Source organism: Ruegeria sp. YKSD179, from assembly GCF_059612885.1.
Genome location: NZ_JBXWRL010000004.1, coordinates 109,129 through 122,834, shown reverse-complemented (window position 1 = coordinate 122,834; position 13,706 = coordinate 109,129). Strand labels below are relative to the sequence as shown.

Here is a 13,706-nt window from a genome sequence, read left to right as displayed (position 1 = left end):
ACGGGCGGCTTTGACCGCCCGTTTTCAATGCGTCTCGGACCTCTTGGACAGCATGGGTCCGACCACTTTGGTCGCGATTGGGATCAGGACAAAACCCCAAGCTAGGCCAAAAATACCGTCCATTGTCGCCTTGGAAACCCACTCGACAACCCCGGTCCACTGATCCGTGACCGAATGGCCAATTGCATGAGCCCAGTCATGGATGTGGTGGCCCAGCCACCCAAAACCCAAAACCTCAAGCCCATGGATTATTATTGACCCGCCAACCCATAGCATGGCGGCGGTCCCAACGACCGAAAGAACCTTCATTACGACAGGCATCGCCTTGACAAGTCCGCGCCCCATGCCGCGGCCAATTGGTGTATGCGCGGACTTTGCCAAAAACAGCCCCACATCATCCATCTTCACGATCAGCGCGACGGATCCATAAACGGCAACCGTGACACCAATTCCCACTACCGCGAGGGTGGCTGCTTGCATCCATAGATTCGGCGCTTCGATAGCTGCCAGTGCTATCGTCATAATTTCAGCAGACAGAATAAAATCTGTTTTGATGGCTCCTTTGACCTTTTGCTCTTCAAGATGTCCTGGGTCGCGGACTTTCATATCTTCGTCAATTTCATGGCTGCCATGTGGAAATAGGACGTGGAATATCTTTTCCGCGCCTTCGAAACATAGATATGACCCCCCTATCATCAGCAATGGCGTGATCATCCAAGGAGCAAAATTAGCAAGTAACAAAGCGACCGGAAGCAAGAGAACTATTTTGTTGAAGACCGAGCCCCGAGCGATACGCCAGATGATCGGTAATTCCCGAGCCGGAGCAAATCCCTGAACGTACTTTGGTGTAACAGCCGCGTCGTCAATAATGACACCTGCAGTCTTGGCCCCTGCCTTACCTGCCGCCGCTACTACGTCGTCGACCGAAGACGCGGCTACTTTTGCAATTCCCGCCACGTCGTCTAACAGGGCCAAAAGACCACTCATTGCGCTTTCCTTCGTCTCATCCGTCGCACCTGGACCCTAACTGATTCAAAGATTAGCGCAAGCGTTAGCGCAATCGGCGCAAGTTTGCGCTAACACCTTAGAAATATGACGTTTTTACTCTTTTGGGAAATTGGTTTCGTCGCTATATGGCCATTAACGCAAGCGAATTTGGAGGCGTCGTATGACCATTAAGGTCGGTATAAATGGTTTTGGCCGGATTGGCCGTTGTACTCTCTCCCACATCGCGGCTTCGGCCCGCAACGACATTGAAGTGATCAAGGTCAACGCAACCGGCCCCCTTGAAACATCTGCGCACCTCTTGAAATACGACAGCATACACGGGCGCTTTCCTCGTGACATTTCCATCAGCGGTAGCACCATGGACCTTGGCCGCGGCCCTATGGAGATGTTTTCGACATACGAATTGAACGAACTGGACTGGGAAGGCTGTGACGTCGTTCTGGAATGCACTGGCCAATTCAACGATGGCCATAAGGCCAAGACGCATCTTGAGCGGGGCGCTCAAAGGGTTTTGCTGTCAGCCCCCGGAAAGAATGTCGACAAGACAATAGTGTTTGGCGTCAATCACAATAGCCTTTCTACAAAGGACAGAATGGTGTCCAACGGATCCTGCACCACGAATTGCCTTGCTCCGCTTGCCAAGGTTCTGGACGAGGGAATAGGCATCGAACACGGTATTATGACCACGATCCACGCCTATACCGGTGACCAACCGACGCTGGACCGTAGACACAGCGACCTTTACCGCGCGCGTGCTGCAGCGATGTCAATGATCCCTACGAGTACAGGTGCCGCGAAGGCGCTGGGTGAAGTTCTCCCCAATCTCAAAGGGCGCTTGGACGGTTCCGCAATTCGCGTCCCTACACCAAATGTTTCGGCGGTCGACCTCAGCTTTCGCGCCGCGCGCGATGTGACGGTTGAAGAAGTGAACGCGATCGTCGAAGAAGCCGCCAAAGGGCCCATGCAGCGCGTATTAGGTTTTGAACCAGCGCCGCTTGTTTCGACGGATTTCAATCACACCGAGGAAAGCTCGATTTTTGCCCCGGACCAGACTCGTGTCGTCGACAACCGCATGGTGCGCGTGTTGGCTTGGTACGATAATGAGTGGGGATTCTCCGTAAGGATGGCCGACGTCGCTGTTACAATGGGACGCCTTAACTGAAATTAAGGACTTTGCTTGAACCTATTTGCCCGCTCAGGTTATCTGGGCGGGCGTTTTCGTTCGGGGCCGCTATGACCAATCAAATCGCCATCTGGCTAGGTGTTCTCATTCTTGGGGGCGTCGTAGTGGATGTGGCCCTGGTAGGAACCGAACATTTGTTGTTTCTGGGCAAAAAACTGTACGACTTTCTTGATTGGCTAGCCTTTTGGCGCTGAGAAAAACCTAACGGACCTTTCACCCACGTTCACACGCTCGATCGGAGTTTTAGCCAAGCCGTTCGCGCAATGCATCATTCACTCGCGGGGTAACGAACTTTGAAACGTCACCGTCCAGCCTTGCGATTTCCTTAACCAGCTTTGATGCAATCGCCTGATGCCGGGCCTCAGCCATTAGAAAGACAGTCTCAATCGAGTTATCCAATGCCCGGTTCATACCAACCATCTGAAACTCATACTCAAAATCCGCCACGGCGCGCAAACCACGTACGATGATCTGTGCTCCAACGTCCCGCGCACAGTCGATCAGAAGGTTTTCAAACGGATATGCAACAATTTCGGTGCCGGTCTGTTCTGTTAGAAATGCGCATTCAGCCTCGATCATCGCTACGCGTTCTTCCAGAGAAAACAAAGGTCCTTTGTCTCGGTTGATCGCGACCCCGATCACCAATTTATCAACCAACGCTGTTGCGCGCCGAATTATGTCAATATGCCCCAACGTGATCGGGTCGAAAGTTCCGGGGTATAATCCAACGCGCATCAAACACTCCAGCGCAGCAAAATTTCGGCGCAAGCAAACACAACTTTGTCATAGGTGCAAGGGTTCGGCATGAGCCGGGCGAGCGTCAGTGACCCATTATCATGCCTTCGAGCGCATCTTTCTCCATGGCCAACTCGGTTAATTGCGCCTTAACGGCGTCGCCAAGGGTAACGATGCCCAGGAGTTGACCGTCCTCAACGATTGGCATGTGGCGGAACCGACCCTCGGTCATTTGCGCGAGGACATCCTGAACCGAATCTTGACGACTGGCTGTCACAAGCTTCTTGGTCATGTAGGTGCTGACAGTTTTATTCAGACAGCCACTGCCGCTTGCAGCCAATTCCCGTACTATATCCCGTTCGGATAAAATTCCGATTGCCGTTTGTCCGCCGTCTTCTGAGACTACGACCGTGCCAATCCTCTTTTCAGCGAGAATTTTGGCGGCTTCGGAAATTGTTGCCGACGGCTCAATCGTCACCACCCCATCGGTAGCCTTTGATGTGAGAATGGCCTGAACCAGCATATGCAAAACCTCCGAAATAATTTGCCGTTTTACAAAGCGTTGCCGGAATGAATGAACCTGTCAAGGTGAAGCTTCTGCCTCAAGTCGCGTAACCTCATCGCGCAAGCCTTGCGTCAGCTCACCAGCGAAGCGGTTCAGCCGTTCGTTGCGCTGATCCCCCTGATGCCGAACCAGATAGAAACTCCGGGTCAAACTAACTTGATCCGTTACAATTTTTTGCAGTCCAGGATGAAACGGAAGGGTGAAGTCATGTGCAACACAAAGGCCTGATCCCAGCGACACCTGCCGCAACTGTACTGAGACGGAATTTGATGCCAGGGCAACCCTGTCAATTCCAAGGTCATTCAAGTAATCCAGCTCACGATCAAATATCATGTCTGGAATGTATCCGATCATTCGATGCCGCTTTAGGTCATCGCCTGACATTATGGGTGCGTTTCGTTGCAAGTAATTTTGACTGGCCACCACATGCAACCGGTAGTCTGTTATCTTTTGGACCAACAACCTGCCTGCCGTAGGCGCACTAACGGTTACCGCCATGTCGGCCTCTCGCCGGGAAAGGTTGATGATCCGCGGCAAGGCTAGAATTTGTATGTCGAGGTCTGGGTTGGCGTCGCAGATACGCGAACAAACTTGTGGAAGTAAGTAATTGGCGCATCCGTCTGGCGCGCCGATTCTGATTTGACCACTCAGAGACTTTGTAGATCCAGCGACGGCTCCGGCTGCACTCCGCATCGCCTCTTCCGCTTGAAGCCCATGATCCATCAGTCTTTCACCAGCGGCAGTCAATACGTAACCCTGCTGCGATTTGGTGAATAGCACCGTGTCCAAAGACGCCTCGAGGCGGGCAATCCTGCGCCCTACGGTTGCTGGATCAATTTTAAGGATACGCCCCGCCGCCGAAAGACTTTCCTCGCGCGCAATCGCCAGGAATATCCGCATGTCGTCCCAGTTTGGTGTCATTCCTGTCCTCTTTGCATTTTTGCAAAGCTCTTTTGAGACATTGCCTCTGTTCGGGGGATTTTTGCAAGTCTATTGTGCGGCTAAATTTATCTGAGGAGTTTGCAATGAACGACCTGACTCATTTTTTTAACGGCGAGATGGTACCGGGCACGTCTGGTCGTTTCGACGATGTATTCAACCCTGCGACGGGTGAAGTTCAGTACAAATGCCCAATGGCGAGTGCTGACGAGACAACTATGGCCATCGAACAGGCAGCGGCCGCCCAGCCTGCATGGGGTGCAACGAACCCGCAAAAACGCGCACGTGTTATGATGGCTATGGTCGGCCTGATAAACCGAGACATGGACAAACTGGCCGAAGCGCTAAGCCGCGAACACGGTAAAACCATTCCCGACGCCAAGGGCGACCTGCAACGTGGTCTGGAAGTGATCGAATATTGCATCGGCGCCCCACAGATGCTTAAGGGAGAATTTACTGACAGCGCGGGCCCAGGCATCGACATGTATTCGATGCGTCAACCGCTTGGTGTTGTTGCCTCGATCATGCCTTTCAATTTCCCGGCCATGATGCCGTTGTGGCATGTTGGTCCAGCTTTGGCCTGCGGCAACGCCGTGGTGTTGAAGCCATCCGAGCGCGACCCTTCTGTCCCACTGATGCTGGCTGAACTGTTTGTAGAAGCTGGTTTGCCAAAGGGCTTGTTCCAAGTCGTTAATGGCGACAAAGAAGCCGTCGATACTCTTCTAGATAGCGAAATAATTCAGGGTGTGTCTTTCGTCGGATCTACGCCGATTGCACAATATATCTATTCACGTGCAACTGCGAACGGTAAGCGCGCGCAATGTTTCGGTGGTGCAAAAAACCACATGATCGTTATGCCAGACGCTGATATGGACCAAGCGGCAGACGCGTTAGTTGGTGCTGGTTTCGGTGCAGCGGGCGAACGCTGCATGGCAATTTCAGTCGCGGTTCCGGTAGGCGAGGAAACAGCCGACGCACTAATAGATAAACTGATACCACGTGTCGAAAAGCTTAAGGTTGGACCATATACCGCTGGTGATGATGTGGACATGGGGCCGGTCGTTACAGGTGCCGCAAAGCAGCGTATTCTTGGGCTGATCAACTCGGGCGTGGAACAAGGCGCGAAATTGGTTGTTGATAACCGCGACTTTAGTTTGCAGGGATATGAGGACGGCTTCTTTGTTGGCCCTCATCTGTTCGACCATGTCACCCCTGACATGGATATCTACAAACAGGAAATCTTTGGCCCGGTACTTTCCACCGTTCGTGCGGGATCCTACGAAGAGGCGCTGAAACTTGCCATGGATCACGAATACGGCAACGGCACAGCCATCTTTACCCGCGACGGTGATACTGCGCGTGACTTTGCCAGCCGCATCAACATCGGCATGGTTGGCGTCAACGTCCCAATTCCAGTGCCGTTGGCCTACCACACCTTCGGTGGATGGAAGAAATCCATGTTTGGGGATCTGAACCAGCATGGCCCCGACAGCTTTAAGTTTTATACCCGTACTAAGACTGTGACGTCACGCTGGCCGTCCGGGATCAAGGAAGGTGGCGAGTTCAACTTCAAAGCCATGGACTGATCCAGACAGCACCACCACTCACTCTCACTCACCTAAGAAACGAAACTCGGCCAAATAAATTGGCCGAGTTTTTCAAAAAACTGATAGCATAATGCCCAAGTGCCGCAATCACGAGAAATTCAGAACCACAACTCTGGAAAATTAGTGTTTGTGCGAATAGTTTGCCGCCAAGTTGACGATTGTGCAGATTTTATCCTCGGAGGCAGCATTGTCCCAATCCCGTATTACCCGTCGTTCCGCTTTGCTGGGCGTGTCGTCCCTTTTGGCGACCCCCACCCTTTTACGCGCTCAAAGCCTGGACGCGTTTCCGCAGGACGAGGAAGCGATCAGCACGCAATTACCTGTGCGTCGCAACACTTCGTCGTTTTCGCAACAGAGCTGGCAAGATCATTTTGATCAGATCGGAGTTGGATGTTTGTTGGCCGATATCACCAGTCGCGCAGTCCATTATTGGGGGCCGGACGGCACTTATAAACTGTATCCAAGTTCTGTTCCAATGAGCGAGGAACTTACTAAGCGCGGTTACACTGAAGTTGTAAGAAAGCGAGAAAATCCAAGCTGGACGCCGACCGCGTCCATGCGTGAAAGGGATCCATCCCTGCCCGTGAGTATCGAAGGGGGCGCCCCTGGTAATCCGCTAGGAACCCGCGCAATGTACCTGTCTTGGCCGGCTTACTTGGTTCACGGCACGCATGATACTCGCAAGATCGGGCGTCAAAGCTCGTCTGGGTGTATTGGCCTCTACAACCAGCACGTTGAAGAACTGTATCCGCTGGTTAAGGTTGGCACAAAGGTACGACTGGTCTAACTGCAGGCTGGATTTTCAAAATGGAAAGCCCCGGCCGTTCTGGACCGGGGCTTACCTTTTAGAGGATACCAGTAATTATTCTGGCAGAATTACCGCGTCTACGACGTGTATGACACCATTGCTGGCTTCAATGTCAGCCTGTACGACTTTAGCATCGTTGACTTTGACACCGTTTTTCGCGTTTACGCTGAGCCGATCACCCTGCACTGTAAGTACCTTCGCACGCTTTCCTGCTATGTCGCCTGACATCACTTTCGCTGGTACTACGTGGTAGGTCAGGATCGAGACGAGCTGATCCTTATTTTCGGGCAACAACAAAGACTCGACTGTACCTTCTGGTAGTGCCGCGAACGCTTCGTCCGTCGGAGCAAACACTGTAAATGGACCATCGCCTTTCAACGTATCTACTAAACCAGCAGCTTGGACGGCAGCGACCAAGGTGTTGAACGAACCTGCTGATACAGCGGTATCAACGATGTCTGCTGCTTCGGCTTTTAAAGGCATAGCAAAGGCTAGTGCGGCGGCTGCGCCCATAAATGTACGGCGGAACATGGCTGTCTTCTCCTCTCCAGCTTGTTATGAGGAGGGATACGGCAGGTTTGCGCTAGCGGATCACTTTGGTTTCAATTTTCTTTAATTTGAACCCAGATACTTTGCGCTCGACCGTCCTTTAAGAAAGGCAGTGCCTCAACCACATCTGGCCGCATCTGCTGTAGAAAGTAACCCGGCCAAAGCATTGAAAATGAACCAGATTGAAGAATTGCGTGCAGCATGTACTGCTCCCCCCAGCCGGGGCAATCGTAGAAAAAGCGCTTGGGGTATTCGAAAGGTAAAAAAACATCGTGCACGTGAACAACAACACCTGGTTTCAGGGATGGGATGATCCTGCAAAACAGATGCGCGACGTCGTTACTGACTCTCACGACATGGCTAGAATCTATAAACAAGACATCGCCTGCTTCCAGTCTTTCGAAAAGCGCAGGATCGACTTCCTCCAACCGTTTTTGTTCAAATGAATCTACCACGTGCGCTATGTCGGCCCTTGGAAAGGGATCTATTGCAGTGATTTTCGTCTCCAGTCCGCCATCAATGATCGCCTGCCTTGTCACCCGGGTTGAGTTCCCACAACCCACCTCGACAACATTCTTTGGTCGAAAACGCCGGATCATCAGATAAAGCGCATCGGCGTCCGGACTGTCATAGTAGCCATTTCCGGAACGATAGCCGGTTTGATTTTTAGCGGGGTCTTTCAAAGCTTCCAGCGCTTGTGAATGGGTCGAAAACCCTTCGAGAAGCTGCGTTACATCAAACCCCTCCATTCCCGGAGACAGGGCATATGCAGGTTTGGCCAACCCGCCAGCGCGCTCAAAAGTCTCCAAACGCGCTTGTTCCTCCCGCTCGGTCACTTTGTCGATAAGCTTTACGCTAATCCGATCAAGGACAGAATTTATTCGGGGAAATTTTCTGGGTTTCACGCAGGTGACTCCAAGCAATGATCTGATTGATGCTCCTTACCCGTGGGAGCCGGGTGTTCGCAAGCCGCACTGCGTCAATCCCTTGGCAAACCGGTTAATTCCGTATTCACTGGTTTAACCTGAACGACGGGGGAGCGCGATGCAGCAAGAATTTACTCTTGGTATTGAAGAAGAATACCTGCTGGTCGACCGCGACAGCTTGCAACTTGCTGAAGCCCCAGAAGCGTTGATGGACGCATGTCAGGCTGATTTTGAAGGTCAAGTAAGCCCTGAATTTCTGCAGTGCCAAATCGAAGTTGGGACGCGACCTCATGTAACGATTAAGAGCGCGCGAGAAGACTTAAAGCGCCTGCGCTCTTGTGTCTCCAAACGGGCTGCGGAATATAATCTGGCACCTATTGCTGTTTCCTGTCACCCATTTGCCAATTGGAAGGACCAGCACCACACCCGCAAGGAACGATATGACGCGTTGCAACATGCTTTGGGCGGCGTCGCGCGCCGTATGCTGATTTGCGGGATGCATGTGCATGTCGGCATCGAGGACCCGGCCCTGCGGGCTGATCTAATGCCTCAGCTTTCATATTTCCTGCCTCATTTGTTGGCGCTATCCACCTCCTCTCCCTACTGGAGCGGCGAAGATACTGGTTTGTCTTCTTACCGATTAACCGTATTTGACAATCTACCGCGTACGGGTCTGCCGCCTATCTTTGGAAGTTGGGCTGAATATGAACGGACCACCGGTGCACTTGTCGAACTGGGAGTGATCGAAGATACCACCAAAATTTGGTGGGATTTGCGACCCTCACATCGGTTTCCAACCCTTGAAACTCGTATCATGGATGTTCAACCCAGACTGGAACATACCTTGTCATTGGCCGCACTCAATCAGGCTCTTACCCGAATGCTATGCCGCCTGAAGGCACGAAACCTTAGGTGGCGGCAGTATGACCGTTTCTTAATTGGAGAAAATCGGTGGCGCGCCCAGCGTTACGGCGTTGGCGAAGGTTTGATTGATTTTGGGGACCGTTCGATTAAACCAATGGCCGAGCTTATGGGTGAATTGATGGGCATGCTGGCAGAAGATGCCGAAGCTTTGGGCACCATGTCTGAACTTGCCCGATTGCGTCAAATCGCGGAAAACGGAACCTCGGCAACCCGTCAACGCCGCGTACATGCCGAGGCTGCCGCCAGCGGGGCCGATCCGGGCAAAGCGGTAGTCGAGCACTTGATCCAGGAATTCCACGCTGACCTCTAAAGTCAGACCCGCGCAAGAATGTCTTTGATGCGGTCCGCTACCGGCTCGTACAAATCCCGATCTTTCCAGTAGCCGTTGTGCGAAAACGGGTTCCAAGATGTGAAAATCTTACCAGCATTTATTGGCTTATCTCTCAGCGCCCTGTCTCTGGCCAATTGTTCGTAACTCGGAGCACTTTTGCCTAATGGAAAGCCCAAAACATCGTGACGATCATAGTAGTTGTACCACCAGGTCCGAAACCGCAGCGCAGGCGGCAGATCCCGGTTTGGTGCCATGATCGGATAAATTTCGTTTTCGGGATAGGCAAACAGGAAAATTGGGATGTTGCAGCCAAATGTCACGATGCCGGCCACTGTTTGCATGTTTTCAACTGGCGTGGGTTCTGTTGGCGGTCCACCGTGCCTCAAGTGTCGTTGTTTGTCATAAATATAATTCGACATTATGTGACCGCCCAGTGAGTGGGCTACGATTAAAATCGGGGCGTGGTCCCCGATCTGATGCCGGATGACCCGCATCACGAGCTCTATTTTTTCGTGAATTGCGGCGTAAATCTTGTCACCTTCATCAGGAGTAGGACGATAAGACGCCGCATCCGACAAGTTGCAGACAACAAATTCGCGCAACTTGTCATAGCCCAGGCTCCGATTGATCTTACGTAGGTATCCCTTTTGTCGTCCCTGCAAAATCTGAGCCCAAACAACTTCTTGCCAGTTCACTTTGTCCATGTCCGAGCCAACTTCTCTAGCAACTTTCTTCCGTAGATCCTTTGAAAATGTGGGCGTGGACGACGGAGGTTGGTTCTGCGGATTATGCTGGCTTCCCATGCCGTGAATGGCGACTACTGCCATTTTGAAATTGGACATCAATGCCTCCGTAAATTTGTTTGCAACAATGCCTGCATTATAGCGCATCATGGGAGTTCCCGAAACTTGACTGGATGGTTTGCTGTCATTGCAAAAGTTCTGTAAGGATTGAATAATAAAACACTTGTTCAATTCCACCAGCAACAGGGATTTTCCGCAATGGATTTCGCGCTGACCGAGGAACAGACAGCCATATTCGACATGGCACACGCATTTGGGCAAGAGCACATCGCGCCATTTGCTCGACAGTGGGAAGCCGACGGCACGATCCCTAAAGAGCTTTGGCCACAGATTGGTGAACTCGGTTTCGGCGGACTCTATGTCTCGGAACAAGCCGGGGGTTCTGGGTTAACGCGACTAGATGCGACGCTTGTTTTCGAAGCCCTTTCCATGGCGTGCCCTTCCGTGGCGGCGTTTCTGTCGATCCACAACATGTGCGCCAAAATGCTAGACAGCTTCGCCAATGATGAGTTGAAGTCGCGGATAATGCCGGATGTTCTTAGTCTCAACACCGTTCTCAGCTATTGCTTGACGGAACCCGGTTCAGGGTCCGACGCAGCTGCTTTGAAAACGCGCGCAGAACGAACAAACGAAGGCTATACATTGAATGGTACCAAAGCCTTCATTTCAGGGGGTGGCTACTCTGACGCATATGTTTGCATGGTTCGTACCGGTGAGAACGGGCCCAAGGGGATATCTTCTGTTTACGTGGAAGATGGAACACCCGGCCTAAGCTTTGGAGCCCTTGAACAAAAGATGGGTTGGAAGAGCCAGCCGACGGCTCAAGTTCAGTTCGACGATTGCAAAATTCCCTCGGGAAATCTTATTGGATCTGAGGGCGATGGATTTAAATACGCGATGATGGGGCTGGATGGCGGCCGGTTGAATATCGCATCCTGTTCCCTGGGGGCGGCGCAAAACGGTTTGGACATGACGCTTCAGTACATGTCGGAACGAAAAGCATTCGGTCAATCAATTGATCAGTTTCAGGCCTTGCAATTCCGCCTTGCAGATATGGAAATCGATTTGCAAGCAGCCCGCACGTTTCTGCGTCATGCAGCATGGAAGCTGGATCAGGGTGCACCGGACGCCACCAAGTTCTGCGCCATGGCCAAAAAGTTCGTTACCGAGACGGGCTCGAAAATTGTCGATCAGTGTCTGCAACTTCACGGCGGGTATGGTTACCTTGCCGACTACGGGATCGAAAAACTTGTACGTGACTTGCGCGTGCATCAGATTTTGGAAGGCACCAATGAAATAATGCGCGTCATCGTCGCGCGGCAGATGTTGAAAAATCGCTGAGGACTCAATGCCGGACATCGATATTCAAACGACAGGACGCGCCGGGCGTATTACTTTGACCCGTCATAAGGCGCTGAATGCCCTCAGCTATGACATGTGTATGGCTATCGATAGCGCCCTGCGCAACTGGCGCGAGGACGACGATGTGGATCTGGTTATTCTGGATGCAGAAGGGGAAAAGGCCTTTTGCGCCGGTGGTGATATCGCGGAACTTTACGAAACTGGCACTAAAGAAGATTTTTCTTTTGGTCAGACTTTTTGGCGCGATGAGTATCGATTGAATGCGCTGATATTTGAGTACCCCAAGCCCGTAATCAGTTTTTTGCAGGGCTTCACCATGGGCGGTGGCGTTGGGATCGGATGCCACGGAAGCCACAGAGTGGTAGGAGAAAGTTCTCAGATTGCGATGCCCGAATGCTCGATTGGTTTGGTGCCCGACGTTGGCGGATCGCTCATGCTTGCACTTGCGCCAGGAAGACTAGGAGAATACCTGGGCACTACTGGGTATCGCATGGGTCCGGCAGACGCGATCCTTGTTGGTTTCGCGGACTACTTTATCCCGCAAATAAACTGGCCCGACCTGATCGAGTTGCTTGAGGCTTCAGGACGCGCCGAAATAATAGACGATCACGCGCATACGCCACCCATTGGGACTCTTAACTATCTACAGGCAGAAATCGATCAGTGTTTTGATGGAGAGACCCTGTCAGACATTTTGAACAATTTACGCAACATTGAATCCGAGTTTTCGAACAAGGCGATGACCGCCCTTCGACGCAATTCGCCTCTTTCAGTTGCCTGCACGATAGAGATGCTTCACCGGCTGCGAGGAACGAGTTTGACCATACGAAAGGCGCTGGAATTGGAGTACCGGTTCACCTTCAGAGCTATGGAACACGGAGACATCCTAGAGGGAATTCGCGCCCAAATCATCGACAAAGACCGCAATCCGCAATGGCAATTTGCCGACATGAACGTCCCGGCGGTAGCGGTTTCAAAAATGCTGCAGCCGCTTGGATCGGATGCATTAAGTTTTCCGGAGGAGTAGGCAATGAAAATTGGGTTTATTGGGCTTGGAAATATGGGCGCACCGATGGCCGCCAATTTGGCAAAGGCGGGGCACTTAGTCGTAGGGTTTGATATGGCAAGCGTAAGCGTCGAGGGCGTAGTGATGGCCGGATCGAGCGCAGAGGCTGCATCGGACGCGGACGTGGTGATCACTATGTTGCCAAATGGCGAAATCTTGCGCGCAGTTGCTGACGACATCATACCAGTGATGCAAGCGGGTGCTGGGTTCGTGGATTGTTCGACAGTTGACGTGGAAAGTGCGCGTGCTGTCGCAAATCAGGCTCAGACTGTTGGGCTTCTTCCTGTCGATGCTCCGGTTTCGGGTGGAATTGGCGGAGCAGCGGCTGGAACTCTGACGTTTATGGCTGGCGGCAGTGAAGCGGCGTTTGCCCAAGCTGCCCCGTTATTCGATATTATGGGACAGAAGGCCGTTCACTGCGGAGAATCCGGCGCAGGGCAAGCAGCAAAGATTTGCAATAACATGATCTTGGGCGTGACAATGATCGCTACGTGCGAAGCTTTTGCCTTGGCAGACAAGCTAGGACTGGACCGGCAAAAAATGTTCGATGTCGTCAGCACTTCATCTGGTTATAGCTGGACCATGAACGCCTATTGCCCCGCTCCGGGTGTCGGCCCTCAAAGCCCCTCCGACAATGACTATAAACCCGGGTTCGCCGCCGAACTCATGCTCAAAGACTTGCGCCTTAGTCAGCAGGCAGCAGAAAGCGTGGATGCAGACACCCCAATGGGATACATCGCAACAAATTTATATGAGCAGTTCGTAGAAAACGAGAATGGTATGGGTATGGACTTCAGTGCGATGCTTCCACGTTATGAAAAACGCAATCGCAGTTGATCGCATCAAGGCGAAAACCCGCTCAAGGGGTAGAATTCGCGGGAATCCAGCAACTTTAGTGGC

At 52.2% G+C, this 13,706-nt stretch carries 15 protein-coding genes; 8 read left to right on the top strand and 7 right to left on the bottom strand.

From position 1 onward, the window contains the following. Positions 1–24: 24 nt before the first annotated feature. Positions 25–987, bottom strand: a complete 963-nt coding sequence (locus AC2FNE_RS03715; protein WP_170606793.1) for a DUF808 domain-containing protein — start codon at positions 985–987, stop codon at positions 25–27. Between the two features lie 181 nt (positions 988–1,168). Here AC2FNE_RS03715 and gap point away from each other — a divergent pair, with 181 nt between their 5' ends. Continuing rightward, positions 1,169–2,170, top strand: coding sequence for a type I glyceraldehyde-3-phosphate dehydrogenase (gene gap / locus AC2FNE_RS03710; RefSeq protein ID WP_170606791.1), 1,002 nt, complete (start codon positions 1,169–1,171; stop codon positions 2,168–2,170). 71 nt (positions 2,171–2,241) lie between these two features. Further along, a complete protein-coding gene (locus AC2FNE_RS03705; protein ID WP_170480349.1) occupies positions 2,242–2,385 on the top strand; it encodes a hypothetical protein in 144 nt (47 codons plus the stop codon). Between the two features lie 49 nt (positions 2,386–2,434). Here AC2FNE_RS03705 and coaD read toward each other — a convergent pair whose 3' ends face one another. From coaD to AC2FNE_RS03690, 3 genes are all read right to left on the bottom strand, one after another. After that, positions 2,435–2,926, bottom strand: coding sequence for a pantetheine-phosphate adenylyltransferase (coaD, locus tag AC2FNE_RS03700; protein WP_170480347.1), 492 nt, complete (start codon positions 2,924–2,926; stop codon positions 2,435–2,437). A gap of 85 nt (positions 2,927–3,011) precedes the next feature. Next, complete coding sequence (locus AC2FNE_RS03695) at positions 3,012–3,449, bottom strand: CBS domain-containing protein (protein WP_170480345.1); 438 nt, start codon at positions 3,447–3,449, stop codon at positions 3,012–3,014. 60 nt (positions 3,450–3,509) lie between these two features. Then, positions 3,510–4,412 (bottom strand): LysR family transcriptional regulator, encoded by a 903-nt coding sequence (locus tag AC2FNE_RS03690; RefSeq protein WP_170480343.1) that lies wholly within the window; start codon positions 4,410–4,412, stop codon positions 3,510–3,512. 104 nt (positions 4,413–4,516) lie between these two features. On the opposite strand from AC2FNE_RS03690, the gene AC2FNE_RS03685 reads away from it, so the two are divergent. After that, on the top strand, positions 4,517–6,016 hold the full coding sequence (locus tag AC2FNE_RS03685) for a CoA-acylating methylmalonate-semialdehyde dehydrogenase (protein ID WP_496804808.1): 1,500 nt from the start codon (positions 4,517–4,519) through the stop codon (positions 6,014–6,016). Between the two features lie 208 nt (positions 6,017–6,224). Next, positions 6,225–6,824 (top strand): L,D-transpeptidase, encoded by a 600-nt coding sequence (locus AC2FNE_RS03680; protein ID WP_170480339.1) that lies wholly within the window; start codon positions 6,225–6,227, stop codon positions 6,822–6,824. A 75-nt stretch (positions 6,825–6,899) separates the two neighbouring features. Here the strand turns inward: AC2FNE_RS03680 and AC2FNE_RS03675 are convergent, their stop codons facing one another. Further along, complete coding sequence (locus AC2FNE_RS03675; protein ID WP_170480337.1) at positions 6,900–7,376, bottom strand: fasciclin domain-containing protein; 477 nt, start codon at positions 7,374–7,376, stop codon at positions 6,900–6,902. A 71-nt stretch (positions 7,377–7,447) separates the two neighbouring features. Further along, complete coding sequence (locus tag AC2FNE_RS03670) at positions 7,448–8,299, bottom strand: class I SAM-dependent methyltransferase (RefSeq protein ID WP_496804807.1); 852 nt, start codon at positions 8,297–8,299, stop codon at positions 7,448–7,450. Positions 8,300–8,438: 139 nt separating this feature from the next. On the opposite strand from AC2FNE_RS03670, the gene AC2FNE_RS03665 reads away from it, so the two are divergent. Further along, positions 8,439–9,554: a carboxylate-amine ligase gene (locus AC2FNE_RS03665; protein WP_170480333.1), complete on the top strand. Its 1,116-nt coding sequence runs from the start codon at positions 8,439–8,441 to the stop codon at positions 9,552–9,554. A 2-nt stretch (positions 9,555–9,556) separates the two neighbouring features. Here AC2FNE_RS03665 and AC2FNE_RS03660 read toward each other — a convergent pair whose 3' ends face one another. Next, entirely contained in the window at positions 9,557–10,417 is an 861-nt protein-coding gene (locus AC2FNE_RS03660) for a hypothetical protein (RefSeq protein WP_496804806.1), read from the bottom strand. A 159-nt stretch (positions 10,418–10,576) separates the two neighbouring features. Here AC2FNE_RS03660 and AC2FNE_RS03655 point away from each other — a divergent pair, with 159 nt between their 5' ends. From AC2FNE_RS03655 to mmsB, 3 genes are read left to right on the top strand one after another with little or no spacing between them, the layout of a single operon-like run. Next, complete coding sequence (locus tag AC2FNE_RS03655) at positions 10,577–11,719, top strand: acyl-CoA dehydrogenase family protein (RefSeq protein WP_170606782.1); 1,143 nt, start codon at positions 10,577–10,579, stop codon at positions 11,717–11,719. Between the two features lie 7 nt (positions 11,720–11,726). Next, positions 11,727–12,767 (top strand): enoyl-CoA hydratase/isomerase family protein, encoded by a 1,041-nt coding sequence (locus AC2FNE_RS03650; protein WP_496804805.1) that lies wholly within the window; start codon positions 11,727–11,729, stop codon positions 12,765–12,767. A 3-nt stretch (positions 12,768–12,770) separates the two neighbouring features. Continuing rightward, positions 12,771–13,643 carry a 3-hydroxyisobutyrate dehydrogenase gene (gene mmsB, locus AC2FNE_RS03645; protein WP_170606778.1) on the top strand — a complete coding sequence of 291 codons (873 nt, stop codon included), beginning with the start codon at positions 12,771–12,773 and terminating at the stop codon, positions 13,641–13,643. Positions 13,644–13,706: the final 63 nt, after the last annotated feature.

Coding starts and splice junctions, on each gene's coding strand:
- AC2FNE_RS03695 (WP_170480345.1), bottom strand. CDS start 3,449: ATGCTGGTTCAGGCCATTCTCACATCAAAGGCTACCGATGGGGTGGTG.
- AC2FNE_RS03650 (WP_496804805.1), top strand. CDS start 11,727: ATGCCGGACATCGATATTCAAACGACAGGACGCGCCGGGCGTATTACT.
- AC2FNE_RS03690 (WP_170480343.1), bottom strand. CDS start 4,412: ATGACACCAAACTGGGACGACATGCGGATATTCCTGGCGATTGCGCGC.
- AC2FNE_RS03715 (WP_170606793.1), bottom strand. CDS start 987: ATGAGTGGTCTTTTGGCCCTGTTAGACGACGTGGCGGGAATTGCAAAA.
- coaD (WP_170480347.1), bottom strand. CDS start 2,926: ATGCGCGTTGGATTATACCCCGGAACTTTCGACCCGATCACGTTGGGG.
- mmsB (WP_170606778.1), top strand. CDS start 12,771: ATGAAAATTGGGTTTATTGGGCTTGGAAATATGGGCGCACCGATGGCC.
- AC2FNE_RS03705 (WP_170480349.1), top strand. CDS start 2,242: ATGACCAATCAAATCGCCATCTGGCTAGGTGTTCTCATTCTTGGGGGC.
- AC2FNE_RS03675 (WP_170480337.1), bottom strand. CDS start 7,376: ATGTTCCGCCGTACATTTATGGGCGCAGCCGCCGCACTAGCCTTTGCT.
- AC2FNE_RS03660 (WP_496804806.1), bottom strand. CDS start 10,417: ATGTCCAATTTCAAAATGGCAGTAGTCGCCATTCACGGCATGGGAAGC.
- AC2FNE_RS03655 (WP_170606782.1), top strand. CDS start 10,577: ATGGATTTCGCGCTGACCGAGGAACAGACAGCCATATTCGACATGGCA.
- AC2FNE_RS03665 (WP_170480333.1), top strand. CDS start 8,439: ATGCAGCAAGAATTTACTCTTGGTATTGAAGAAGAATACCTGCTGGTC.
- gap (WP_170606791.1), top strand. CDS start 1,169: ATGACCATTAAGGTCGGTATAAATGGTTTTGGCCGGATTGGCCGTTGT.
- AC2FNE_RS03685 (WP_496804808.1), top strand. CDS start 4,517: ATGAACGACCTGACTCATTTTTTTAACGGCGAGATGGTACCGGGCACG.